22 protein-coding genes are annotated in these 24,999 nt (G+C 62.0%); 11 read left to right on the forward strand and 11 right to left on the reverse strand.

The window, feature by feature from the left end; all coding sequences use genetic code 11:
- The first annotated feature begins 102 nt into the window (after nt 1-102).
- A complete protein-coding gene (gene mprF / locus ACF8EA_RS03670) occupies nt 103-2,745 on the forward strand; it encodes a bifunctional lysylphosphatidylglycerol flippase/synthetase MprF (protein ID WP_028698162.1) in 2,643 nt (880 codons plus the stop codon).
- The gene (locus ACF8EA_RS03675) at nt 2,745-4,037 is read left to right on the forward strand and encodes a virulence factor family protein (protein ID WP_392521128.1); all 1,293 of its coding nucleotides are present in this window, start codon (nt 2,745-2,747) and stop codon (nt 4,035-4,037) included. Before mprF ends, ACF8EA_RS03675 begins: the two co-directional genes overlap by 1 nt.
- A 48-nt stretch (nt 4,038-4,085) precedes the next feature.
- Here ACF8EA_RS03675 and ACF8EA_RS03680 read toward each other — a convergent pair whose 3' ends face one another.
- Complete coding sequence (locus tag ACF8EA_RS03680) at nt 4,086-5,996, reverse strand: potassium transporter Kup (RefSeq protein WP_392521129.1); 1,911 nt, start codon at nt 5,994-5,996, stop codon at nt 4,086-4,088.
- Nucleotides 5,997-6,445: 449 nt separating this feature from the next.
- Between ACF8EA_RS03680 and ACF8EA_RS03685 the strand changes: the two genes are divergently transcribed.
- From ACF8EA_RS03685 to rimO, 3 genes are all read left to right on the forward strand, one after another.
- Entirely contained in the window at nt 6,446-6,760 is a 315-nt protein-coding gene (locus tag ACF8EA_RS03685; RefSeq protein ID WP_049587984.1) for a hypothetical protein, read from the forward strand.
- On the forward strand, nt 6,760-7,047 hold the full coding sequence (locus ACF8EA_RS03690; RefSeq protein WP_103462107.1) for a DNA-binding transcriptional regulator: 288 nt from the start codon (nt 6,760-6,762) through the stop codon (nt 7,045-7,047). The genes ACF8EA_RS03685 and ACF8EA_RS03690 overlap by 1 nt, the downstream gene beginning before the upstream one ends.
- Nucleotides 7,048-7,371: 324 nt before the next feature.
- Nucleotides 7,372-8,703: a 30S ribosomal protein S12 methylthiotransferase RimO gene (rimO, locus tag ACF8EA_RS03695; protein WP_021783321.1), complete on the forward strand. Its 1,332-nt coding sequence runs from the start codon at nt 7,372-7,374 to the stop codon at nt 8,701-8,703.
- A gap of 71 nt (nt 8,704-8,774) precedes the next feature.
- On the opposite strand, the gene ACF8EA_RS03700 is transcribed toward rimO, so the two are convergent.
- The 4 genes from ACF8EA_RS03700 to ACF8EA_RS03715 form a co-directional block, all read right to left on the reverse strand.
- Nucleotides 8,775-9,524: a hypothetical protein gene (locus ACF8EA_RS03700; RefSeq protein ID WP_319298769.1), complete on the reverse strand. Its 750-nt coding sequence runs from the start codon at nt 9,522-9,524 to the stop codon at nt 8,775-8,777.
- A 54-nt stretch (nt 9,525-9,578) separates the two neighbouring features.
- Entirely contained in the window at nt 9,579-11,288 is a 1,710-nt protein-coding gene (locus ACF8EA_RS03705; RefSeq protein ID WP_392521130.1) for a DUF5666 domain-containing protein, read from the reverse strand.
- On the reverse strand, nt 11,285-12,130 hold the full coding sequence (locus ACF8EA_RS03710; protein WP_021783318.1) for a DUF6502 family protein: 846 nt from the start codon (nt 12,128-12,130) through the stop codon (nt 11,285-11,287). The genes ACF8EA_RS03705 and ACF8EA_RS03710 overlap by 4 nt, the downstream gene beginning before the upstream one ends.
- Before the next feature lie 190 nt (nt 12,131-12,320).
- Nucleotides 12,321-12,806, reverse strand: a complete 486-nt coding sequence (locus ACF8EA_RS03715) for a hypothetical protein (RefSeq protein ID WP_392521131.1) — start codon at nt 12,804-12,806, stop codon at nt 12,321-12,323.
- A gap of 294 nt (nt 12,807-13,100) precedes the next feature.
- Between ACF8EA_RS03715 and ACF8EA_RS03720 the strand changes: the two genes are divergently transcribed.
- The 4 genes from ACF8EA_RS03720 to tsaA all read left to right on the forward strand — a co-directional run bounded on the left by ACF8EA_RS03720 (nt 13,101) and on the right by tsaA (nt 15,596).
- Entirely contained in the window at nt 13,101-13,556 is a 456-nt protein-coding gene (locus ACF8EA_RS03720; protein ID WP_392521132.1) for a GNAT family N-acetyltransferase, read from the forward strand.
- A 119-nt stretch (nt 13,557-13,675) separates the two neighbouring features.
- A complete protein-coding gene (locus ACF8EA_RS03725) occupies nt 13,676-14,386 on the forward strand; it encodes an rRNA pseudouridine synthase (RefSeq protein ID WP_392521133.1) in 711 nt (236 codons plus the stop codon).
- Between the two features lie 49 nt (nt 14,387-14,435).
- Nucleotides 14,436-14,897, forward strand: coding sequence for a DUF1456 family protein (locus tag ACF8EA_RS03730; RefSeq protein WP_003254807.1), 462 nt, complete (start codon nt 14,436-14,438; stop codon nt 14,895-14,897).
- Nucleotides 14,898-14,903: 6 nt separating this feature from the next.
- Nucleotides 14,904-15,596 (forward strand): tRNA (N6-threonylcarbamoyladenosine(37)-N6)-methyltransferase TrmO, encoded by a 693-nt coding sequence (tsaA, locus tag ACF8EA_RS03735; protein WP_392521134.1) that lies wholly within the window; start codon nt 14,904-14,906, stop codon nt 15,594-15,596.
- Between the two features lie 105 nt (nt 15,597-15,701).
- Here the strand turns inward: tsaA and ACF8EA_RS03740 are convergent, their stop codons facing one another.
- From ACF8EA_RS03740 to ACF8EA_RS03755, 4 genes are all read right to left on the reverse strand, one after another.
- On the reverse strand, nt 15,702-17,024 hold the full coding sequence (locus ACF8EA_RS03740) for a dicarboxylate/amino acid:cation symporter (RefSeq protein ID WP_021783312.1): 1,323 nt from the start codon (nt 17,022-17,024) through the stop codon (nt 15,702-15,704).
- Between the two features lie 349 nt (nt 17,025-17,373).
- The gene (locus ACF8EA_RS03745) at nt 17,374-18,720 is read right to left on the reverse strand and encodes an ATP-binding protein (RefSeq protein WP_021783311.1); all 1,347 of its coding nucleotides are present in this window, start codon (nt 18,718-18,720) and stop codon (nt 17,374-17,376) included.
- Nucleotides 18,717-19,394 carry a response regulator gene (locus tag ACF8EA_RS03750; RefSeq protein ID WP_021783310.1) on the reverse strand — a complete coding sequence of 226 codons (678 nt, stop codon included), beginning with the start codon at nt 19,392-19,394 and terminating at the stop codon, nt 18,717-18,719. Before ACF8EA_RS03750 ends, ACF8EA_RS03745 begins: the two co-directional genes overlap by 4 nt.
- A 195-nt stretch (nt 19,395-19,589) precedes the next feature.
- Nucleotides 19,590-20,195 carry an outer membrane beta-barrel protein gene (locus ACF8EA_RS03755; RefSeq protein WP_010952338.1) on the reverse strand — a complete coding sequence of 202 codons (606 nt, stop codon included), beginning with the start codon at nt 20,193-20,195 and terminating at the stop codon, nt 19,590-19,592.
- 129 nt (nt 20,196-20,324) lie between these two features.
- On the opposite strand from ACF8EA_RS03755, the gene ACF8EA_RS03760 reads away from it, so the two are divergent.
- Together ACF8EA_RS03760 and ACF8EA_RS03765 are read left to right on the forward strand one after the other, a co-directional pair.
- Nucleotides 20,325-21,116 (forward strand): dienelactone hydrolase family protein, encoded by a 792-nt coding sequence (locus ACF8EA_RS03760; RefSeq protein WP_021783309.1) that lies wholly within the window; start codon nt 20,325-20,327, stop codon nt 21,114-21,116.
- A 246-nt stretch (nt 21,117-21,362) separates the two neighbouring features.
- Nucleotides 21,363-22,064, forward strand: a complete 702-nt coding sequence (locus ACF8EA_RS03765) for a 4'-phosphopantetheinyl transferase (RefSeq protein WP_392521135.1) — start codon at nt 21,363-21,365, stop codon at nt 22,062-22,064.
- A gap of 3 nt (nt 22,065-22,067) precedes the next feature.
- Here ACF8EA_RS03765 and ACF8EA_RS03770 read toward each other — a convergent pair whose 3' ends face one another.
- Nucleotides 22,068-23,675: an ATP-binding protein gene (locus ACF8EA_RS03770; protein ID WP_392521136.1), complete on the reverse strand. Its 1,608-nt coding sequence runs from the start codon at nt 23,673-23,675 to the stop codon at nt 22,068-22,070.
- Nucleotides 23,672-24,370, reverse strand: coding sequence for a response regulator transcription factor (locus ACF8EA_RS03775; RefSeq protein ID WP_103444803.1), 699 nt, complete (start codon nt 24,368-24,370; stop codon nt 23,672-23,674). The genes ACF8EA_RS03770 and ACF8EA_RS03775 overlap by 4 nt, the downstream gene beginning before the upstream one ends.
- Nucleotides 24,371-24,999: the final 629 nt, after the last annotated feature.

Raw genomic sequence — 24,999 nt, forward strand, 5'->3', positions numbered from 1 at the left:
TGCAAACGCCTGAGGCCGGAGTAACATTGGATACGTTTTCCTAAGGGACTTTCACTTGGCCGCACCTCTCCTTCACCTCGCGCAGCATGCCCGGGGCATCTCATGACTTCGCACAATCCCGAACCTCCGGTGCCACTCGCTACGGCGCTACCCGGTGCTGTGCAGCGCCTGCCCTTGCTTGAACGCCTAAGTCGCTACCGCCAGCCCATAGGCCTGATGGTGACCCTGCTACTGTTCACGATGGCCTTGATTGCCTGCCGCCACCTGCTGAACGAGCTGGACATCTATGCCTTGCACGATGCGATGCTCAGCGTGCCGACCCAGTCATTGCTGGGCGCCTTGCTGGCAACGGTGATCGGCTTTGTGATCCTGCTGGGCTACGAGTGGTCGGCCAGCCGCTATGCGGGCGTGAAACTGCCAGCACGCAGCCTGATATTGGGCGGTTTCAGCGCCTTTGCCATCGGCAACGCCATCGGCCTGTCGATGCTCTCTGGCGGCTCGGTTCGCTATCGCCTGTACGCACGCCTGGGCCTTGGTGCTGGCGAGGTCGCACGCATGACCGTGTTTGCCAGCCTGTCACTGGGCTGCGCGCTGCCGCCACTGGCCGCCCTGGCAACATTGAGCAACCTGCCGGCGGCCTCGACAGCACTCGGGTTGGCGCCCGGCCTGCTGGCCGCTGTCGCCAGCGCCGTGCTGGTGCTGTCTGCCTTGCTGGTCATTGGCTTGTACCGCCGACGCCTGGCCGAGCAACCACTGGCCGATAACCTGCTCGTTCAACTGGGCCGGCGCACACTTCGCCTGCCCAATGCGCGCCTGGCGGCCCTGCAACTGCTGATTACCGCGCTGGATGTGGCGGCGGCAGCCACTGTGCTCTACCTGTTGCTGCCAGAAGCCCCTCCTTTCGGCGCCTTTGTGCTGGTGTACCTGCTGGCCTTGGCTGCAGGCGTGCTCAGCCACGTACCGGGCGGCGTCGGGGTATTCGAAGCGATCCTGCTGGCGGCCTTTGCCGACCAACTCGGTGCCGCACCGCTGGCCGCTGCCTTGCTGCTGTACCGACTGATCTATGTGGTACTGCCACTGCTGCTGGCCTGCGTGTTGCTGCTGGCCAATGAAGCCCGACGCCTGCTGTTTGCACAACAGGCCATCAAGGCCGCTTCGGGTCTGGCCGCACCGGTCCTGTCGATTCTGGTGTTCCTGTCCGGCATGGTGCTGCTGTTTTCCGGCGCCACGCCGGAGATAGACACGCGTCTGGAGCACATGGGCTTCCTGGTGCCACACCGGCTGATCGATGCCTCTCATTTCGGCGCCAGCCTGATCGGTGTGCTATGCCTGCTACTGGCCCAAGGCCTGCGTCGGCGCCTGTCCGCCGCCTGGCTACTGACCACCGTACTGTTGCTGGTCGGCGCCCTGCTGTCGCTGTTGAAGGGTTTTGACTGGGAAGAGGCTTGCCTGCTGACCTTCACCGCTGCCCTGCTCGCTCTATTCCGCCGCTCGTTCTATCGCCCCAGCCGCCTGCTGGAGCTACCCTTCTCGCCGGTGTTCCTGGTGGCCAGCGCCTGTGCGGTAGGCGCATCGGTGTGGTTGCTGCTGTTCGCCTACCAGGATGTGCCTTACAGCCATCAGCTATGGTGGCAGTTCACCCTGGATGCCGACGCTCCACGGGGTCTGCGCGCCGCCATGGGCAGCGCCTTGCTACTGGCTGCCGTGGCACTGACGTGGCTGCTGCGCACGGCGCCGCCGGTGATCCACCTGCCCGATGAAGAAGAGCTGCAACGCGCCAACCGTATCCTGCAGGCCTCCGACCAGCCCGACGGTGGCTTGGCGCTGACTGGCGACAAGGCGTTGCTGTTCCACCCGCGTGATAATGCGTTCCTCATGTACGCCCGGCGCGGCCGCAGCCTGGTGGCGCTGTACGACCCGATAGGCCCGGCCCAGGAACGCGCCGAGATGATCTGGCAGTTCCGCGACCTGTGCGACCTGCATAACGCACGGCCAGTGTTCTACCAGGTGCGTGCGGAGAACCTGCCGTTCTATATGGACATCGGCCTGACCGCATTGAAGCTGGGCGAAGAAGCCCGGGTCGACTTGCGCCGCTTCGACCTTGAAGCCAAAGGCAAGGAGATGAAGGACCTGCGCTACACCTGGAACCGCGGCGGACGCGATGGCCTGAGCCTTGAGATCCATGAGCCCGGCCACGCTCCGCTGGCTGAGCTGAAGGAAATTTCCGATGCCTGGCTCGGCGGCAAGAGCGTGCGCGAGAAAGGCTTTTCGCTGGGGCGCTTCAGCCCGGACTACCTGCAACACTTCCGCATAGCCCTGATTCGCTTCCAGGGCCGCCCGGTAGCCTTCGCCAACTTGCTGGAAACCCATGGAAACGAGCTGGCCAGCCTCGACCTGATGCGTGCGCACCCCGAAGCGCCAAAGCTGACCATGGAATTCATGATGATCGGCTTGATCCTGCACTACAAAAGCCATGACTACGGGCGTTTCAGCCTGGGCATGGTACCGCTGTCCGGCCTGCAGCCAAGGCGTGGCGCCCCCTTGACCCAGCGCTTGGGTTCACTGGTGTTCCGCCGTGGTGAACAGCTTTACAACTTCCAGGGGCTTCGACGCTTCAAGGACAAGTTCCAGCCGGACTGGGAACCCCGCTACATGGCCGTGCCAGCCGGGCTCGACCCGCTGGTGGCACTGGCCGACACCGCCGCCCTGATTGCAGGCGGCCTGACTGGATTGGTGAAACGCTGATGACCCGACGCTTTTGGCTGTACCTGCTGGTTCCCCTGCTGCTGGCCGCCTTGGGTGGCGCGCTGGCCTTCTGGCTGTGGACGCGCCCGGCCCCCGAGGCACGCCTGGAACAAATGAGCATCAATGACACCAGCATCACCCTTGTTACCCCTGGTGTGCACCCCAAGGTGCGGGTGGCTATCGGTGTGCCACAGGACCAGGCACTGACGGGCAAGCAACTGCTCGACCTGAGCCAGGCCGGTGAAGCCCAACTGGTGCAGGTGATTCTGCCGCCTAATGACTGCAGCAAGCAGCAACAGGCCATGGACCAGGCGCTGGCCCAACTGCCAGGAAAACCAACCCTGGTCGCCGGTATCGGCCCCGGTGCCGCTCAGGCCTGGCGTTGGCTGGCCAGCCAGGACAATGACAAGGCGCGGGCCATTTCCGTGGGCTTCACCCTCGAACAGCCTGGCTGCCAGGCACCGCTGCCCAAATCGGCTGCCCATGGCCACTGGAACGTCGCCTGGAACGACAACCCGGATGACGCCAGCGCCGCGTTCGTGCGCGACCAGGCCAACGCCGAAACCAGCATCAGCGACTACGACATCCACTTGCCACAAGTGCTCAAGGCGCAACTCACCCAAGCCCTGGTCGGCCATGACGGTAACGCACTGGCCATGCCGGTGGTCGAGGTGCCGGCCGGGCAAACGACAGACACGGTCACCTTGTTCCTTTCTGGTGATGGCGGCTGGCGCGACCTGGACCGCGACGTGGCCGGGGAAATGGCCAAGCTGGGTTACCCGGTAGTAGGCATCGACACGCTACGCTACTACTGGCAGCACAAGACCCCGGAACAAAGCGCCGCCGACCTTTCCGAGCTGATGCATCACTACCGGCAGAAGTGGGGTACCAAGCGCTTCGTATTGACCGGCTATTCGTTTGGCGCCGACGTGCTGCCGGCGATCTACAACCGCCTGCCGGCCGAGGACCAACAGCGTATCGACGCGGTGATGCTGTTGGCCTTTGCGCGCAGTGGCAGCTTCGAGATCGAGGTCGAGGGTTGGCTGGGCAAGGAAGGCCAGGAAGCGCCAACCGGGCCGGAAATGGCCAAGCTGCCAGCATCCAAGGTCGTCTGCGTGTATGGCGTAGAGGAAACCGACGAAAGCGGTTGCACGGAAAACACGGCAGTAGGTGAGCACCTGAAACTGCCTGGCGGGCACCACTTCGACGAGAACTACCCGGCACTCGCCAAGCGGTTGATTGGCGAGATCGAGACGCGCCAAGGCAAGTCCCGCGTAGCTGAGCAGAATTGACAGGCATCAGGGCCGCTTTGCGGCCCTGACAGTACCGTATAACCCAATTCAGATCTCGACCTGCGTCCCCAGCTCGATCACCCGGTTCAACGGCAGGTTGAAGAAGCGCAGGTTGCCGTTGGCATTCTTCAGCAAGAACGCGAACAGGTTGCCCCGCCAGCGCGACATCCCCTCCAGCCGTGACGCGATCACCGTCTCGCGGCTAAGGAAGTAGGTGGTGCGCATCGGCGTGAAGTCCAGGCCATCCAGATGGCACAGCTTCAACGCGGCCGGCACGTCCGGCTCATCCATGAACCCAAAGTGCAGCAACACACGGAAAAACCCGTCGCCATAGGCTTCCACCTCGAAGCGCTCATGCTCCGGCACCCGGGGCCGGTCTTCGCTGACCACAGTCAGCAGCACCACCTGGCTGTGCAGCACCTGGTTGTGCAGCATGTTATGCAACAGCGCATGCGGCACGGCATCGGAGCGCGCAGTCAGAAACACTGCCGTACCCTCGACCCGGTGCGGTGGCTGAATGCGGATGCTGCTGATGAACAATGGCAACGGCAGCGCACCTTCATCGATGCGCTCGACCAGAATCTGCTTGCCGCGCTTCCAGGTGCTCATCAGCAGGAACAGCACACCGCCGGCCAACACCGGGAAGGCACCGCCCTGGGCGATTTTCGGCATGTTGGCGGCGAAGAACAGCCCGTCGACTAACAGGAAGCCGACCAGAATCGGTACTGCGAGCAGCGGCGGCCACTTCCACAGCAGCAGCATTACCGCTGATACCAGAATGGTGGTCATCAGCATGGTACCGGTGACCGCAACCCCATAGGCAGCCGCCAGAGCGCCCGACGACCCGAAGCCGATGACCAACAGCACCACGCCCGCCATCAGCGTCCAGTTCACCGCACCAATGTAGATCTGCCCCTGCTCGTCGCTTGAGGTGTGCTGAATGTGCATACGTGGGATGTAGCCCAGCTGGATGGCCTGACGGGTCAGGGAGAAGGCCCCGGAAATCACCGCCTGCGAGGCGATAACCGTGGCCATGGTGGCCAGCCCGACCAAGGGCAGCAGCGCCCAGTCCGGCGCCAGCAGGTAGAACGGGTTGCGCGCGGCCTCCGGGTTTTGCAGCAGCAGTGCACCCTGGCCAAAATAGTTGAGCAGCAGCGCCGGTAGCACCAGGATGAACCAGGCCCGGGCAATCGGCTTGCGGCCAAAGTGCCCCATGTCGGCGTAGAGCGCCTCGGCACCGGTCAGCGCCAGCACCACCGCGCCGAGAATGGCCACGCCGATGCCTGGGTGCACCACGAAGAAGTTGACTGCCCAGCCCGGGTTGAACGCCTTGAGCACTTCCGGGCTCTGCGAGATGCCATGCACACCCAGCGCGCCCAGCGCCACGAACCAAGTCACCATGATCGGACCAAACAGCTTGCCGATCTTCTCGGTGCCGTGCCGCTGCACCAGGAACAGTGCCACCAGCACCACCAGCGAAATTGGCACTACCCAGTGGTCGATACCGTCGAAGGCCAGGCCTACGCCCTCCACCGCCGACAGCACCGACACCGCCGGGGTGATCATACTGTCACCATAGAACAGCGAAGCGCCGATCAAGCCACAGATCACCATCAGCGTGCGCAGCCGCGGGTAGGCCGCCGTGGCCCGCCGCGCCAGTGCAGTCAGCGCCATGGTGCCGCCCTCACCCTGGTTATCAGCACGCAAGATGAACATCACGTACTTGAATGACACCACCCACAGCAGCGACCACAGGATCAGCGACAGGATCCCCAGCACGCCATCATGGTTGACCGACACCCCATAGCCGCCGGTAAAGACCTCCTTGAGGGTGTACAACGGACTTGTGCCGATATCGCCATAAACCACACCGACCGCCGCCACGAGCAGGCCCACCGACCGCGACGCCCCCTGCTTCCCCTCGTGCCCGCCCTCAGCGTGACTGCTTGCCTGAACCATCGACCACTCCCGCAAACGGCCTTTACGGCCCCTGGTAATCACTTTGCCGCCAGGCCCTTGAAGGTACCCCGGCGCAACGGCGCGAAGCATAGCGCAGCGTTCGTCGTATTTCTGCTGGTCAAGCGCCCTTGCGCTCGCTAGAATTGCGCACTTTTTGATCAGAGGCGCCAAAAGCGCCCGTCAAGTTCGCCCCCGACTCCGGCTGGGCGACCTGCATTCAATACCGAGGTTAGTCATGTCCACCACGCCCGCCACCCAAGGCAGGTTTCGGTTTGGAAGGCTTGGGTTGCCCTGATGACTCTCAATCTATACTTGAACGTTGATCCTACCTCTCCTATACCGCTCATCCCCTGATCAAGAAAATCACACGCTGACACAGGCGCCACCTTGTACAACGTAGACGAACCCCCTATCATCCAGCTACGCCATTGACGCACACAAGGGACTGCATGATCTTCATCGAGACCCCAGTATTCACCTCCGATCTCAAGGAGCATCTGGATGATGAAGAATACCGGGCTTTGCAGGCCTATCTGGCCGAGCATCCCGAAGCAGGTTCTCTCCTAGAGGAAACCGGCGGCCTCAGAAAAATCCGCTGGGCAGCCAAGGGCAAGGGCAAGAGTGGGGGTGTACGAGTGATCTACTACCATGTCACTGCAGCCCACCAGATCCGTATGATTCTGATCTATCGCAAGGGAATCGTGGATACCTTGACGAGCAGTCAGAAAGCGCAGCTTCGCGCACTAAACAAAGGGTGGAAATAATGGATAAGAATCTCTTCGATCGTCTTGTGGAAAGCATGACTCAGATGGATGAGATCGATCGCGGTGAGCGTCAGCCCTCGCGTGAATTCCACGTAGACGCAGTTCAAGTCAAAAAGATTCGTCAAGCCACCGGCCTCTCACAGGCTGCGTTTGCCAAACGTATTGATGTCGCAGTAGGGACTTTACGGAATTGGGAACAGGGCCGTCGCGAGCCTGAAGGACCAGCTCGTGCCTTGCTTCGAGCGATTCATAACGATCCTGAGCATGTACTTGCGGCATTGAGCTAAGTATACAAAAGCCCACAGTAGCGCTTTTTAAGCACACAGCTCGACAGGAAACTCACCTTACCTCAGCGTGACCAATTGCCTGAACCATCGCCCCCCTCCCGCAAACGGCCCTCACGGCCCCTGGTAATCACTTTGCCGCCAGGCCCTTGAAGGCACCCCGGCGCAACGGCGCGAAGCATAGCGCAGCGTTCGTCGTATTTCTGCTGGTCAAGCGCCCTTGCGCTCGCTAGAATTGCGCACTTTTTGATCAGAGGCGCCAAAAGCGCCCGTCAAGTTCGCCCCCGATTCCGGCTGGGCGACCTGCATTCAATACCGAGGTTAGTCATGTCCACCACGCCCGCCACCCCCAAGGTAGGTTTCGTAAGCCTGGGTTGCCCAAAAGCCTTGGTCGACTCTGAACGCATCCTGACCCAGCTGCGCATGGAAGGCTATGAAGTCGTGCCCACCTACGAGGACGCCGACGTGGTGGTGGTCAACACCTGCGGCTTCATCGACAGCGCCAAGGCCGAATCGCTGGAAGTGATCGGCGAAGCAATCAAGGAAAACGGCAAGGTCATCGTCACCGGCTGCATGGGCGTCGAGGAAGGCAACATCCGTGACGTGCACCCAAGCGTGCTGTCGGTCACCGGCCCACAGCAGTACGAGCAGGTGGTCAACGCCGTTCACGAAGTGGTGCCACCGCGTCAGGACCACAACCCGCTGATCGACCTGGTGCCGCCACAGGGCGTCAAGCTGACCCCGCGCCACTATGCCTACCTGAAGATCTCCGAAGGCTGCAACCACAGCTGCAGCTTCTGCATCATCCCGTCGATGCGCGGCAAGCTGGTCAGCCGCCCGGTGGGTGAAGTGCTGAGTGAGGCCGAGCGCCTGGTCAAGGCCGGGGTCAAGGAGATCCTGGTGATTTCCCAGGACACCAGCGCCTACGGCGTCGACGTCAAGTACAAGACCGACTTCTGGAACGGCCGCCCGGTCAAGACCCGCATGCTCGAGCTGTGCGAAGCGCTGAGCAGCCTGGGCGCCTGGGTACGCCTGCACTATGTGTACCCTTACCCGAACGTTGACGACGTGATCCCGCTGATGGCTGCCGGCAAGATCCTGCCGTACCTGGACATCCCGTTCCAGCACGCCAGCCCGAAAGTGCTCAAGTCGATGAAGCGCCCTGCCTTCGAAGACCGCACCCTGGCACGCATCAAGAACTGGCGCGAGCAATGCCCTGAGCTGGTGATCCGCTCCACCTTCATCGTCGGCTTCCCGGGCGAGACCGAGGAAGACTTCCAGTACCTGCTGGACTGGCTGACCGAAGCCCAGCTCGACCGCGTGGGCTGCTTCCAGTACTCGCCGGTAGAAGGCGCCCCGGCCAACGACCTGGGCCTGGAAGAAGTACCGGACGACGTCAAGCAGTCGCGCTGGGACCGTTTCATGGCCCACCAGCAGGCCATCAGTGCTGCCCGCCTGCAATTGCGCATCGGCAAGGAAATCGACGTGCTGATCGACGAAGTTGAAGAACAAGGCTCGGTTGGCCGCAGCTTCTTCGATGCACCGGAAATCGACGGCAGCGTGTTCATCGATGGCGACCATGGTTTCAAGCCCGGCGACAAAGTGCGTTGCCGTGTGGTGGATGCCGACGAATACGACATGTGGGCTGAACCCATCTAAAACGGCTGAAGCCAGCAAAGCCCCTGCCCGGCGTTCTCCATTAGGGAATGACCGGTGCAGGGGCTTTTTTGTCAGAACGTGTGGAACAGCATCAGGCCGCCCTCGGCATCCGGGCTGGCATCCGAGAAGCCTTTGACTGCGTAGAGTTGGACTTTCCACTGCGGGTTGAGCTTGTGGGTGAGGAACAGGGTAAGTTCCTTGATCTGCGCCCCGGTCGAGACCACTTTCTGCCGCCAATCGTAGGAGGCGCCGGCCGAAGTACCGACCGCCACCGGCAGGGCAAAACCGAGGCTGGCAAATACCGGGTCGTCGAAATCGCTATCGGGCGGGTCGCCGAATTTCTTCCAACCCAGTGTCGCGAAGCCTGTGACCGGGCCAAAGCCCTTGGTGATGTCGACCTGGGTGGTGTAGTCGTACTGTCCGGTGCCCAGGCACTGGTCTTCGTCGGCGGTGGGGAATTTGACCTTGCCGATCAGGTCCAGCATCAGGCCGCCGTCACTACCATCTAGCAATGCATAGGCGACGCTGGCAACCGTGTCACCCAACCCGCTTTCCACGTCTCGGCAACCACCGGGCAAGGGGTCACCATTGGGGCCGACTTCGGGGTTGGTGATACGCAACCAGGGCACGGTAACCTTGTAGGTCATGGGGCCGTTCTCATACTTGCCGACCACTGGCAAATACCAGATTTCCGACGTGGTGCCGGTGCCATAGTCGCCACTTGAATAGTCCATGCCAATGGCGGCACTGAAGGTATCAGCCTGCACCGACACACAGGTGCATGAGAGCAAACAGGCGAAAAGAGCGAGCGAGGGTCTCATTTGCACCTCAGTACGCTTTCGGGAAGCATGGTCGGATTTTCACAGCCTAGTTGGCTAACGCCCGGATCGCTCTGGATGCTCGACTTTTTCCACCTTCTCAACTCTCTCTGGTAACTCCACCTTTTCGACCTTTTCGACCTTTTCGACCTTTTCGACCCGTTCAGGTTTTTCGACTTTTTCGACCTTCTCTACTTTTTCGACCTTCTCTACTTTTTCGACCTTCTCGACCTTCTCGACCTTCTCGACTTTCTCGACTTTTTCGACTTTCTCGACTTTTTCGACCTTCTCGACCTTCTCGACCTTCTCGACCTTCTCGACCTTCTCGACTTTCTCGACCTTCTCGACTTTCTCGACTTTCTCGACTTTGTCGGGCTTTTCGACCTTCTCTACTTTTTCAACCTTCCCGGTTTTTTCGACTTCAACCTTTTCAACCCGATCGGAGCTTCCGCTGTTGCTGCGGGCCGACTGCTCCAAGGTGTCGCGGTGTGCCGACGCTCCCGACTTGTCAACGCTGCCATGGCTACCGGAGCCGTCGACGGCGCTGCGCCCACTGTGATCATCACTGCTTTCATCGCGATCGTTGGTCGCATCGCTTGCGCCATGACCGCTGCTGGAACCGCCGGAGCTGCTTTTGTCATGCTCACTACCGTGCCCCGACTGGCTTCTGCCGGGATTGTCTACACGGTCATCCTGGAATTCCACGCGGGTTGCCCGCAGCTCATGAGTACCATTGAGCATCCCGCTCACCCGCACACGTTGATCGAGCGCCAACGCCGTTGGCTGCCTGCCGACAATTACGGTGCCCTGCCCCAACGTCACATTGATACCTGCGACCACCAACTGCCGAGCTTGTGTGCGCTGCACCAGCCCTTCAACCACCGCCTGCTGGACACGGCCAGCAAAAGGCAGGCTCGGGTCGGGACGGGTTTGCGCCACTTCAAGCTGGCGCCCGGTCCACTGGCCGCGCACCAACAATTCACGAGCAGGCGCCACACGGGTACCCAACTTCAGCCCCTGAAGGCTGCCAGTGCGATCAACCGCGCCGATGGCGCTGGCCTCCCTCAACCCCGGTGCCCGTTCGATGCGGGTGGCCACTACTTCTCCCCGGGCATCGCGCAGGCCGCTGACCCTCACGGGCTCACCAGGGCGCAGCCCTTCAGCCACCCGCGCGCCAGCGGCCAACCGCACAGGTTGCCCCATGACCCGCAGGGGGGCCGAGGCATTGGGCAGCGCCGTCAATGGCCCTTCGAAGACGTTGAGGATCGAAATGCGCCCTGCTTGCAGGCCGCGCTGGGTGGCGAATGCCTCCACCGCCACCACCTGCCCGATCGCCAGCTGACCACTGCTGGCAGGTGCGCCGTTTTCACTCACCGGTACGTCCTTGCCATAGTGCACTTCCATGCCATTGACGCAGATCGAGGCGAAGCCGGTGATGGTACCGACGATGCCTGTACCCCCAGTACCACCCGGGCGCAGGATCGGCGTACTGGTACCGTCCACACCATCCGCCACTGCACCTGTGCCGCCTGTACCCCCAGGGCGTTGCTGGACTGGGGCACCGGTGCCACCGACGCCGCCATTTTCATTGCGCACACCGGTGCCGCCCATGCCGCCGGGAAACTGCAGACTCGCAGCACCGGCCATACCCACTTCGTCACGGCTGACACATACCGGCGCTGCAGCCACCTCGCCCGGGACCATCAGGTTCCACCCGAAAACCAGGGCAAACGTGAAAGCACTGAGGTAGCGCACAAAAAGTGTCATGGCCCGGGTGTCTTCGACGGATCGGAATCGGTAGCTTCAGTGTAGAAATAAAGCCCGACAGTGATGCGCTGACGTTGTTCGATACCGGGCTCATCAACACTCTCCAACTCAGCTGCAAGTCGGCTGAAGGCAAGTAGTGTCTGCATGCCATCCTTGGCTACCACGTCACGCAGATGCTCGACGCTGGCCGGGCTCAAGGCATCGTAGTGCACGCTACGCTCAAAAAACGGCTGGCCTTCGCCGCTGAGGTTATGCACCGCAGCACAGGCATGGTCATGCAGGTTGTGGCCGAAGTACGCAGCCTTTTCATCAAAACCCTTCTGTGGCACGAATGCATGGGCTTCCAGGTGCACGCAATCCTGCTCATCGAGCCGCACGACGCCCAGGCGCAGCCATTCGTCCAGCACCACCCGACCGCGGATATCGGTGCTGACCCTGGCGACCAGGGCATCGAATGAGCAATCGCCACCCACACTGGCTAGCCGTGCAAGTGCCCTCGCCTGGCCGGGCGCCGAGCAGAATGGTGGGGTGTTGGTCCACACATTGACCAGCTGTGCACCTAGCGTGATGTTATCCGGCAGGGTCGCACGTGCAGTGTCGCCCTCATTACGCAGCCGCCGGACATCTTTACGATGTACGCCTGTAAGCAGGCTGATACGGCTGTCGGTTGGCGCAGTGTCGTTCAGGCGAAACTCGCGATGGGCTACATCGACGAACACCTCCTTGAGCAGGTCGGTGAACATCGTGTAGGTGACCCCTTTGCGCAGCATCAGGCGCACCAGCGGGCGCATGACACGCCGCAGCGCACTCAGCATCGACGGGGGTAAAACAGGCGATTGCATTGAGGGCATTCCTTGACAGAGGCACCCAGTATAAAGCGAGGGAATAAATCCCACGCAAACCGCAATCATGTCCCGGCATGGACGAGGAAAAAGCTGTCAGCGCTTATTGGAAATGACGTGACAAAGGCAGGCAGGCCAGAACCTGCTCATACAAAACCCGTCCGCTGGGTTTTGTATGGACCACTTCGGATCAGTACCAATCAGCTTCTGCTGTTGTCATCCCCGGCCTCGCCACCGGCATGAACACCGTGGTCATCACCCGGTTCGCCACCCACATGGTTGCCGTGATCATCACCAGGTTCACCACCAACATGATTACCGTGATCATCCCCAGGCTCACCGCCGACATGATTACCATGATCGTCACCTGCTTCAGCATGGTTGCTGCTGCGCCCAGCGTTTGAATTGCCGTCGTGGCCACTGCCACTGTTGCCGGCATGGCCACCACCGTCACCGCCGCTGCCGTGGCCACCACTTCCACTTCCGCCGCCACCGTGACCACCGCCGCCACCACTTCCACCACCACCGTGACCACCGCCTCCACCACTTCCGCCGCCACCGTGACCACCGCCGCCGCCACTTCCACCGCCACCATGGCCACCACCGCCTCCCCCATGACCGCCGCCACCGCCGCCGCCGCCGCCGCCGCCATCTTTAGCGTAAGCACTGGTGCCATGAGAAATCGAGTCAGGGATCAAGGCAATGGACATCGATAACACGCCAGCTACAGCAGCCGCGAGTAACGCCTTCTTGAACAGCAGGTGGATTTGCATAGTCCGTCTCCAGGTCTTCGCCACGAGAACGCCAAATCAGTCAGGAATCCAGTTTCAGATTGAACTTATATTTATGTGGGATTTTTTCCCACGCTTAATTAATAGACCGTCACTCCCCAGGTCTCAAGCGCCAAGCGAACAAGCCGACCGGTGGTTGGCCTGCTATGTTTTCCCTATCGCCCCAGAGGAACGTCGGCATGCCTGCGCTACTGACGCTGCAAACCCCGCGCTTGAGCGACTACAGCGAGCTGGTACAAGTGTGGGAGGATTCGGTACGTGCCACCCACGACTTTCTGCCAGAGGGCTATATCCTGCTACTGCGCGAACATGTGCTGCGCAGGTATCTCGACGCAGTGATGCTGATCTGCTGCAAGGACCGCCAGCGCATCTGTGGTTTCGCCGGTGTCGCCAACGGGCGGGTGGATATGTTGTTCGTCGCACCTGGCTACTGTGGCCAAGGGGTAGGCAAGCGTCTGCTGCGCTATGCCATCAGCGAACTGAATGCCGAGTACCTTGACGTCAACGAACAGAACCCGAAAGCGCTGGGCTTCTACCTGCATGAGGGTTTCGAGGTCATTGGCCGTTCGGAAACCGACGGCCTGGGCCAGCCCTATCCTCTGCTGCACATGAGGCTAATGCGCACAGTGCCTTGAGGCGGCGCCTGAATGTGCCGCGCTATGTGTCCAAAATGGCGCATCTGACACAGATTCCCATCATTTACCGCTTGCAGGCAGGTACAATGGAGGCCTTTCCCTGCCTTGCGAATTGCCCCATGTCCGAACCCGTCCGCCTGTCCAAACGCCTCATCGAGCAGCTCGGCTGCTCCCGCCGCGAGGCCGAGCAGTACATTGAAGGAGGCTGGGTAACGGTCGATGGCGTGGTGGTCGAGCAGCCGCAGTTCAAGGTTGAGCAGCAGCGCGTCGAGCTGCTGCCGGGCGCCCGTGCCGAAACCCTGGAGCCGGTGACCCTGCTGCTGAACCAGCCAGCCGGCATGGACAGTGAAGACGCCCGCGCCAGCATGAACATGGACAGCCTCAGCGAAGCCCACCGCGAAGGCGTGCGCGCCCTGCACGGGCATTTTGCCCGGCAGGCCTGTGTGGCACCGCTGGAGCGTGGCGCCAGCGGCCTGCAGGTGTTTACCCAGGACTGGCGGGTATCCCGCAAGATCGAGGCCGACCTGCGTCGCCTGGAGCAAGAGTTCATCATTGAAGTGCGCGGCGAAACCACCCCCCAGGCGCTGGAACGCCTGGCGCGCGGGGCCATGCGCAATGACCGCGAATTGCCTAAGGCCAAGGCCAGCTGGCAGAACGAGACACACCTGCGCATGGTATTGAAAAACCCACAACCAGGGCAGATTTCCGAGCTATGCGCCTACCTGCGCCTGGAGCTTTTAGGCATGCGACGCATTCGCCTGGGTGGTGTGTCGATGGGCAAGTTGCCCTTGGGCCAATGGCGCTACCTGGCTACCTCCGAACGTTTTTAAGCAATACGCCGCGCCGGAACGCGCGGCACCTGAACAGGATTCTGCTGCAATGAACCACAACGACGTCCTGCGCAGCCTGCGCTACATGCTCAAGGTGAACGACGCCAAGATGGCCGAGATCATTGGGCTCTCTGGCCTCGAAGTGCATCCTCTGGTGCTGGCCACCTACCTGAAAAAAGAAGAAGAGGAAGGCTTCGTGCGCTGCCCGGAACGGGTAATGGCGCACTTCCTTGACGGCCTGGTGATCTACCGCCGAGGCAAGGACGATAGCCGCCCGCAGCAGCCGATTGAGCTGCCGGTAACCAACAACCTGATCCTCAAGAAGCTGCGTGTGGCCTTTGAGCTCAAGGAAGACGACCTGCACGCGATTCTCAAGTCGGTCAACTTCCCGGTCAGCAAACCTGAGCTCAGCGCGCTGTTCCGCAAGGCTGGCCACGACAACTACCGCCCGTGTGGCGACCAGTTGATGCGCAACTTCCTCAAGGGCCTGACCCTGCGCGTGCGCGGCTGAGTGGCCATGCAGCATACGGTTGTCCCGGTCGGCATTGTCCATTCCTGTTTCAAGGAAAAGTTTGCCATTCCGCGCCAGCCACAGCTGGCACCTGCCGCCCGTGGCGTACTCGAACTGTTGCCGCCGTTCGATCAAGGTGACGCGGTCGAAGGCCTGGAGCAGGTCAGCCATGTCTGGCTGCTGTTTCTGTTCCACCAGGCCCTGGAAGAAAAGCCGCGTCTGAAAGTACGGCCACCGCGTCTGGGCGGCAACAAGAGCATGGGGGTGTTTGCCACCCGCGCCACCCACCGGCCCAACGGCATCGGCCAGTCGGTGGTACGCCTGGAAGGCGTGGAGCCCGGGCGCCTGCTGCTGTCCGGGATCGACCTGCTCGACGGCACGCCGGTGCTGGATATCAAGCCGTATGTGCCTTATGCCGACAGCATCGCTGGCGCCAGCAACCAGATGGCCAATGCTGCGCCGGTGGCAATTGCCGTGCACTGGACCGACAACGCCCTGCTCCAGGCCCGCGAGCATGCGCTGCGCCTGAGCGAGCCGCTGGTGGAACTGATCGAGCAATGCCTGGCGCAGGACCCACGGCCGGCCTACCAGATACCACCGGCTGAGCGAGTGTACGGGGTGAAGTTCTGGGATGTGCAAGTAAGGTGGCATTACCCGCAGCCGGACGTCATCCGGGTGCTGGAAGTGGTACTGGGCTGAGGGCCACGGGCTTCGCCCGTGTTCGCGGGCAAGCCCGCTCCCACAAGGGACCGCGCAGACACGAAAAAGGCGACCTTGGGTCGCCTTTCTCATTTCAACTAGCTATCAACGAGCCGGGCCTTCAGCCACGCCCAGGTCGTCGGTCGGGCGGGTATCGATCAACGGCGCACCACCGGAGGCCAATTCCGAAGCCAGCTTGTCGTCGTCCATTTCCTTGACCCACTTGGCCACCACCACGGTGGCAACGGCGTTGCCCACCAGGTTGGTCAGGGCGCGGGCTTCGGACATGAAGCGGTCGATGCCGAGGATCAGCGCCAGGCCGGCAACCGGCAGGTGGCCAACAGCCGACAGGGTCGCGGCCAGCACGATGAAGCCCGAACCGGTAACGCCGGCAGCACCCTTGGAAGCCACCAGCAGTACCAGCAGCAGGGTGATCTGGTGAGTGATGTCCATGGTGGTGTCAGTGGCCTGAGCGATGAACACCGCAGCCATGGTCAGGTAGATCGAGGTACCGTCCAGGTTGAACGAGTAGCCGGTAGGGATAACCAGGCCGACTACCGATTTCTTGGCGCCCAGGCGCTCCATCTTGGCCAGCATGCGCGGCAGGGCCGACTCCGAGGACGAAGTACCCAGCACGATCAGCAGTTCTTCACGGATGTAGCGGATCAGCTTGAGCACGCTGAAGCCGTGGGCACGGCAGATACCGCCCAGTACCACCAGCACGAACAGCAGGCAGGTGATGTAGAAGCAGGCCATCAGGTAGCCCAGCTGCACCAGCGAGCCGACACCGTACTGGCCGATGGTGAAGGCCATGGCGCCAAACGCACCGACCGGGGCCAGCTTCATGATCATGTTGATGATGTTGAACATGACATGGGCGAAGCGGTCGATCAGGTCCAGTACCGGCTTGCCGTAGCTGCCCAGGCGGTGCAGGGCGAAACCGAACAGCACCGAGAACATCAGCACTTGCAGGATGTCGCCGTTGGCGAACGCGCCGACGACCGTATTGGGGATGACGTTGAGCAGGAAGCCGACGGTGGTCTGCTGCGAGCCGGCGGCGGCGTAGGCAGCCACGCTGCTGGCATTCAGGGTGCTGACGTCGATGTGCATGCCAGCGCCTGGCTTGACCACGTTGACGACGACGAGGCCAATGATCAGCGCGATGGTGGAGACGATTTCAAAGTACAGCAACGCGTAGCCGCCGGTTTTGCCGACCGACTTCATGCTCTGCATGCCGGCAATGCCGCTGACCACGGTACAGAAGATGATCGGGGCGATGACCATCTTGATCAGTTTGACGAAGCCGTCACCCAAGGGTTTGAGGGCAACGCCCGTTTCCGGGTAGTAGTGGCCGAGCAGGATGCCGATGGTGATGGCGACCAACACCTGAACATACAGGGATTTGTACAGCGGCTGACGTGTCGTCATGGCTAATTTTCCTCAAGTGTGCCGGTTCACCCTTCCCAGGGTGATGGGGGCACCTGAATCGCTAACCCTCCTGCACTTGGAGGGATTTGTCGTTGTGTTCGAGCTGCCTGGGCAGGCCTCTGCGAGGATCAATAGCAAGGGTGGTGCCAAAATGCCCATGAAGGGTGCAAGGCCCGTATTTACTAGGGATAAATGCCCAACGACAGGGCGATATTCCCAGGGCGGATTGGCGGATTTCCGCCCGGTGGCGGAATTTGTACAGGGAGGAATGGCGGAAATCCGCCCATTATGAATTGCCAGTGCCGCCCATTCGCGGATTTACCTGCGAATGGGCGGCACTGGCTACGAGTCAATCCAGGTTGAAGGTGATCCTGAACGCGGCGCCTCCCAGCGGAGAATCGCCAAGGCTCAGCTCGGCGTCATAGCTGTCGACGATATCCTTGACCACTGCCAAGCCGATGCCCTGCCCCGGGTGCTGGCTGTCCAGCCGCTCCCCACGCTCCAGAATGCGTTCACGCTGGTCGGCGGGCACGCCCGGCCCGTCGTCCTCGATGCACAAGGTCAGATGCCCCGGCGCCTTCACCAGGCTCACCCGCACTTGCCCCAGGCTCAGCCGGTAGGCGTTCTCCAGCAGGTTACCGAGCATTTCCAGCAACGCGCCCTGCTCCATCGGTACCTGCGCCGCGGCCGGCAACTCTAGCACCACGTCCACACGTTTTTCCCGGTAAACCTTTGCCAAGGTGCTGCACAGGCTGTCGAGCAACGGCCGCAGCAATACGCTGTGGCGTACCAGGCCACTCTTGCGCAGGCTGGCGCGTTGCAGCTGATAGTCGATCTGCTGGCTCATGCGTTCGATCTGGCTTTGCAGCACCCGCGCCTGCTCACGCTCGCCGCTGCGCTGCTGCAAGCTTTCACCCACGCCCTGTAGCACCGCCAGCGGCGTCTTCAGGCTGTGCGCCAGGTCGTCCAGCGAATCACGGTAGCGCGTGCGCTGCTCACGCTCACTGCGCAACAGACGGTTGAGCGAGCGGGTCAGGCGCAGCAACTCGCGTGGGTGCTCGCCGCTCAGGCCGTCACGTGCACCGGATTCCACTTCATCCAGTTCGTGGCTGAGGCGTCGCAACGAGCGCAGCCCCCAGGTCAGGCCTGCCCACAACAACACCATAAGCGCCAGCAATGCAGCGCCGAACCCCAGGTAGAGCTTTTCGCGCAGGCCATTGAGGGTGGCCTTGTACTCGCTCACGGGCTGCAGCGCGACAATGCTGTAGGCGGCGCTCTGCCCGCCCAGCAGCTTTATCTCGACGTCGTACACGAAGAACTCTTCGCCATCGGACTGGTGAATGCGGTCGAACTCGTTGCCGCGCCCGTCATAGCGCGGCTGGTAGTTGATGTGCCGGTCGGCGGTGGCACGCGACTGCCAGACCAGTTTGCCGTCGCGGTCAAAGATATAGCCGAGCAGGCCTGTGTAGGGCAGGTTGTAGCGCTCGTCCGGCAGCAGTGTCGGCATCTGCAACCGGCCATGCTCGATACGCGCAGCGGAAATCAGTGTGGTTACATCAGAGGCCAGCCGCTGCTCGATCGATTCCTGCAAAGCCAGGCTGAAGGCCTTCTGCAAAGCCGGCAGCAGCGCCAGCATGAACAGCAGCGCCAACACTGCGGCGGCCAGCATCAGGCGCACCCGCAGCGAGCGGATCATCGGCAGCGCTCAGTGAACAGGTAGCCCAGGCCGCGCACCGTGTCGATGGGCTTGAAGCCGTGCTCGCCTTCAAGCTTGCGGCGCAGGCGGCCAACCAGCACTTCGATGACATTGGGGTCGCGCTCTTCGTCACCTGGGTACAACTGTTCCATCAGGCGATCCTTGGCCACCACCTGCTGGTGATGGCGCATGAGGTATTCGAGGATGCGGTATTCGTAGGCAGTCAGGGCCAAAGCTTGTTCGTCGAGGGTGGCCTGCTTGCGGTTGAGGTCAAGTACCAAGGGGCCAGCGGTGATGGTCGACTGGATGAAACCACTGGAGCGGCGTAACAGGGCATTGAGCCTTGCTTCAAGCTCCTCGAACTGGAACGGCTTGACCAGGTAGTCGTCGGCACCGGCGGCCAGGCCCTCGACCTTGTCTTGCCAGTTGCCACGGGCCGTGAGGATGAGAATGGGGAAGGTCTTGTCCTGGCTGCGCAGGCGCGTGATCAGCTCCAGGCCGCTGATACCGGGCAGGCCCAGGTCGATAATGGCAAGGTCGAAGTGGTACTGCTCGGCCTGGTACAGCGCTTCTTCGGCGTCAGCGACCGCCTCGACCACATGGCCGCTTTCGCCCAGGCGGGTGTAGAGGTGATGGCGAAGCAGGGCTTCGTCCTCGACCACCAGCAGTTTCATGTGCAGCTCCTTATGTGTATTGCCTGTACCGGCCCTTTCGCGGGCACGCCCGCTCCCACAGCAATCGCACCGTTTCTGAAACTTGTGCAGCACCTGTGAAGCCAAAGGCACTGCACGGTTTCTGAGGTTTGTGCAGCGCCTGTGGGAGCGGGCGTGCCCGCGAAGAGGCCAGTACAGGATAACGCGGCTCGTCCGTCAGAACTTGTATGAAGCAGCCAGGTAGGTCTGGGCGCTGCTGGTCAGACGCAGGGTGCCGTCCTTCGGCCCGCCATGTGCGCCCACCTCGGTCGCGGCATTGGTGCGCAGGTAACGGTAGCCCAGTTCGACCGAGGCCTTGTCGGTGATGTCCTGGATCACACCGGCCTGCAGACCGTAGGCATAACCGTAGTCAGTATCCCGGCTGGCGCCGGGCGAGTCCTGGGTGAGCTTGGTCACACCCAGGCTGCCCCCACCGAACAGCTTGGTGGTATCGCCCACCGGCAGGAACAAATCGTAGCTGCCCAGCAGGTTTTCCTGGCGCAACTTCAGGCCACTGTGGTCACCCGAGACGTTGTCATAAGTCATGTAGTAGCGGCCCTGGTCGTTGATCTTGCCCAGACGCACACCCCAGGTATCGTCCTTGCCGATAATACCGTCGGCATTGAGGTGGTCGGTGTTACGTTGCAGCAGGCCGGACTTGCGGACTTTGTCGCTGGTCTGGCCGTAGGTGAGGCTGGCGAAGTTGTCGTCCGCGGCCTGGGCGGTGGTGATGCCAGCGGCACAAACGGCCATGGCGGCAAGCAGGGTATTGAAGGTTTTCATGGCTGGGTACTCCAGTTGGGTGCGCTGTTTCGGTCTGGAAGCTAGAGTAATCAGGGCACCCTGAACCGCGACTGAACCCTGGCTGAACCCCGGCTGAACGAACCGACAGCAAAACAAGGAGTAGTGAACATGCGAGCCCTGCTGGCCCTGACCCTGATGTGCAGCGCCGCCCTCGCCCAAGCGGCGGTAGTGACCCGTGAAATTCCTTATCAGGACGACGATGGCAACCGCCTCGTCGGCTACTACGCCTACGATGATGCGCTGGACGGCAAACGCCCAGGCATCGTTGTGGTGCATGAATGGTGGGGCCTGAACGACTATGCCAAGCGCCGCGCGAGAGATCTTGCCGCCCTGGGCTACAAAGCGCTGGCCATCGACATGTATGGCGATGGCAAGCACACCGAGCACCCGCAGGATGCCCAGGCATTCATGGCCGAAGCGATGAAGGACCCGGCCGCAGCCGCAGCGCGCTTCGACGCGGGCCTGGACCTGTTGAAAAAGCAGCCGAATGTGAACAAGCATCAACTGGGCGCTGTCGGCTACTGTTTTGGCGGTAAGGTGGTGCTCGATGCCGCACGTCGTGGAGAGAAACTGGACGGCGTGGTGAGTTTCCATGGCGCGTTGTCCACCAAAACGCCGGCCAAGCCTGGCGTAGTGCGCGCGGACATCCTGGTTGAACATGGCGCTGCGGACAGCATGGTCACCCAACAGCAGGTGGACGCGTTCAAGGCGGAAATGGATGCGGCCAAGGTCAACTACCAGTTCGTCAACATTGAAGGGGCCAAGCACGGCTTCACCAACCCCGATGCCGATCGGCTGAGCCATGGTGAGCATGGGGGGCCGGACATTGGCTATAACAAGGCAGCGGACGAGCGTTCCTGGGCGGATATGCAGGCGTTCTTCAAGAAGGTGTTCAAATAAAAGATTGTGCAATCGTTGTGGCAGCAACTGTCTTGCTCAATTTCTAAAAGCTGGCGCGATCTGAGTGGGAGCGGGCTTGCCCGCGAACACGGGCGAAGCCCGTGCCATCCACCGCGGTGATTCTTCGCGGGTAAACCCGCTCCCACACGGATCACGCTGTGATCTGCGCCATGTTTTCATGGCTGCGGTAAGTCATCCTGCCACGCCACCTCCCTTAGCACCTGCACAGCTGGCACAATAGCCGCCATGAACACACTTCCCGCCTGCTGCGCCCCGCTCCAGCACCACTGGCCCCTGCCCCACCCATTGCCCGGCGCGGTGCTGGTCAGTTGCGCCTTCGACCCTGCCCACTTGGCCGCCGACGACTTCCAGCGCGCTGGCGTACTGCCCAGTGCCAGCCTGCTGCGCTCGGTGGCTAAGCGCCAGGCCGAGTACCTGGCCGGTCGCGTATGTGCCCGTGCCGCGCTGCAGCACCTGGACGGCCGCGACTACGTGCCCGGCACCCACGAAGACCGCTCGCCCATCTGGCCCGCCGGTATTCATGGCTCGATCACACACGGCAAGGGCTGGGCCGCCGCGGTGGTCGCCGGCGAAAAAAGCTGCCAAGGTCTGGGCCTGGATCAGGAAGCCTTGCTGGATGACGAACGCGCCGAGCGGCTGATGGGCGAAATCCTCACCCCGGCAGAACTGGAGCGCTTGGACCGCCGCCAGCTTGGGCTTACGGTCACCCTGACGTTCTCGCTGAAGGAAAGCTTGTTCAAGACCCTGTACCCACTGACGCGCCAACGCTTCTACTTCGAACACGCAGAAGTGCTCGACTGGTCCGCAGAAGGGCTGGCGCGCTTGCGCCTGCTCACCGACCTGTCACCGCAGTGGCAGCAAGGCGCAGAGCTGCAAGGCCAGTTCTGCCTGCAGGACGGCCATCTGCTGAGCCTGGTCAGCGTCTGACCTTTACAGCGGTGCCTGCTGCCTTGGCCAGTTCAGGCTGAAGCAGGCACCGCCCAACGCCTCGCTGCGCCCCACCGTAGCCCGGCCCGCGTGCCAGTAGATGATCCGCCGTACGATCGACAGGCCCAGGCCATGCCCGCCCGAGGCACGGGTACGGCTGTCATCGAGGCGGGTAAAGGGCGTGAAGATGCGGTCCCAGAAGCCCTCGGGAATCCCCGGGCCGTCATCCTCCACATCGATGCGGCAACGTTGCTGGCCCAACTGATAGCTCAGGCGCACCTCGCCCTCGGCATGGCGCATGGCATTGCCGACAAGGTTCTGCAGGGCCCGGTGCAAGTAGCGCGGCTCGGCCTCGACCCAGGCGCCTTCGGCATCCGCGCCCTGGCAGTCACCGCGCACCACCCGCACCTCGGCACGCAAAGGTGCCAGCTCTTCGATCACCCGATCGAACAAGGCATCCAGATCGACCCGCTGGAACTTCAAGGCCGGTGCGCCCTGCTCCAGGCGGGCGTAGGTCAGCATCTCGTCTACCAGCTTGTCGAGGTCCTGGATATCACCGTCCATGCCCGCCAGGTGCTTTGCCCGCGCCTGTTCATTCGTGGCGCTTTCGATCATCTCCAGGCCAAAGCGCAGGCGCGCCACCGGCGTGCGCAGCTCGTGGGACACCGCTCGCACCAGCTCGCGCTGCATGGTCAGCGAACGCTGCAGGTGCTCGGCCATGCCATTGAAGGCAGCAGCCAGGCGCCCCACCGAGTCGGCGTCGCCGGCCGGCACGCGGGTGTCCAGGCTGCCCTGGGCGATGCGCGTGGCAGCAATCTCCAGGCCTGACACACGACGTTCCAGCTGGCGCACCAGCAGGTAGACCACCAGACCAATCAGGCACAGCCCCAGGAAGGCAATCAGGATCAGCAACTGCGGCGGATAAGGGTTGAGCTGGTACAGCGGGCCGATTTCCAGTACCCATGGCGAGCCCGTCAGCCCGGCGAAGACACGGATCGAGTCACCATCCTTGCCCAGCGCCATCACCGTGTCCCCCTCCTCCACCCGGCGCCGCTGGTCATCGTCCAGGCCGACCCGCTCGATACGTTGCAAGGCGACACCAAAGCCGAAGCCTTTCTCCTGCTTGATCTGTGCCAGGCGCTGCTGCTGTTCGGTTACCGGGTAGCGCACTAGCTCGTCGGCCAGTAAATAGAGGGTGGCCCGCGCCAACTGCTCGCTGATCTGTTTGATCTGCGCGACCAGCATCAGGTCTTCCTGGCCCACCTTGCGCAGCACTTGCGCCGCATGCGGGCCAATCTTCTCGACCACCACCAGACCACGGTACAGGCGCGCCCGCTGGCCACCGTCAAGGCTGCGTGCGCTCATCGGCTGCAGCGCCAACGGTACGCCAAGCAGGCGCTCCCAGATCAGCAGCGAACGCTTGCGTTGGGTTTCATTCTGCACTGCCAGGTTGTCGGCCATCAGGCTGAAGGTGCCCTGGGCCAGGCCCTCGCGGTGCTGGGCAGCGCGCACTTCATTGACCAGGTGCAGGCTAAGCACGCCAAGCAAGGCCACCAGCACCAGCACGGCCAGCATGCCGCCGTAGATGCGCAGGAAGATCGAATTGTTCATGGTGCCTCGCCGACGAACAGGTAGCCTTTACTGCGCAGGGTCTTGATCAACCGCGGCTGAAGCGGGTCATCGCCGATCTTGGGGCGGATTTTCGAGATGCGGATGTCGATGGAACGGTCCTGGCCGTCGTAGCCCACGCCACGCAGTGCGGTGAAGATCTGTTCGCGGGTCAGCACCCGGCCAGCGTTGCTGGCCAACAGCCAGAGGAGGTCGAATTCGGCGCCGGTCAGCTCGATCAACTGCTCGCCCAGGTGCGCCTCGCGAAGGCGGTTGTCGATACGCAGCGCACCAAAGGCCAGGTCCTGGCGCTTGCTATCCACGGTTTCGCTACGGCGCAGCAGAGCCTGGATACGTGCCAGCAGCAAGCGTGGGCGCACGGGTTTGCAGACGTAGTCGTCGGCCCCCAGGTCCAGGCCCTGAACCTGGTCGAGTTCATCGCTGCGCGCGGTGAGCATGAGGATCGGCCCGGGGTATTGGGTACGCACCCGGCGGCAGATGCTCAGGCCATCCTCGCCGGGGAGCATCAGGTCGAGGATGACCAGGTCGGGCTGGCTGTCGATGATGCGCCTCGCGGCACGTGCGCCATCGGCCTCCACCGCGACCTCGAAACCATTGGCCTGCAGGTATTCGGCGGTGAGCTCGGCGAGGCGCTGGTCGTCTTCGACGATGAGGATGCGCGGTATGGGGTGGTCCATGGCTTTGGCCTTGTTGTTCTTGGGATCGTGTCAGGGCAGTTGAGAGTATGAATGTAGATGGGTGGGGCCTGTGAGATCGAGCGCCGCCCGCGCGGCGCATCGCGAGCTGCGCTCGCTCCTACGTTTGTTTCGGGCCAGTAACGCCTGTGACAGGCGCGCGCGACCGCCTTGTTTGTAAGACGTGATATTGCGCCATGCGCCAAGGCGTTCGCGCGCAAATGGCACAGGAATAATTGGCCAAAAACAAACGTAGGAGCGAGCGCAGCTCGCGATGCGCCGCGCGGGCGGCGCTCGATCTCACAGGCACCCAGATCTTCAACCATGCCCTACCGCCCCCTCAACTGAACCGTTTTTTGTGACAGGGTTCGCGCCCGAAAAAAACTGCCCAAGGCCGTCACGTTGCAGAAAAATACTGCAAACCACTTGGCACAAGGCCTACAGCGAATACCCACCATTCACTCACAAAGTACGCACACGTTATCCACAGGCGATCGCCTTGCAAAGCCCCCAATACCGCATTATCTTGTATCCCGATCGCAGCGAACCACTAGATATAGGGTTTCGTGCAAAATCACACACAAAAGTCAACCCGCAAGATCAAGCGATTTTCCGGGCGGAACTTGAAGTGA

This window comes from Pseudomonas sp. YQ_5, assembly GCF_043103305.1.
Classification (GTDB): Bacteria; Pseudomonadota; Gammaproteobacteria; order Pseudomonadales; family Pseudomonadaceae; genus Aquipseudomonas; species Aquipseudomonas putida_Y.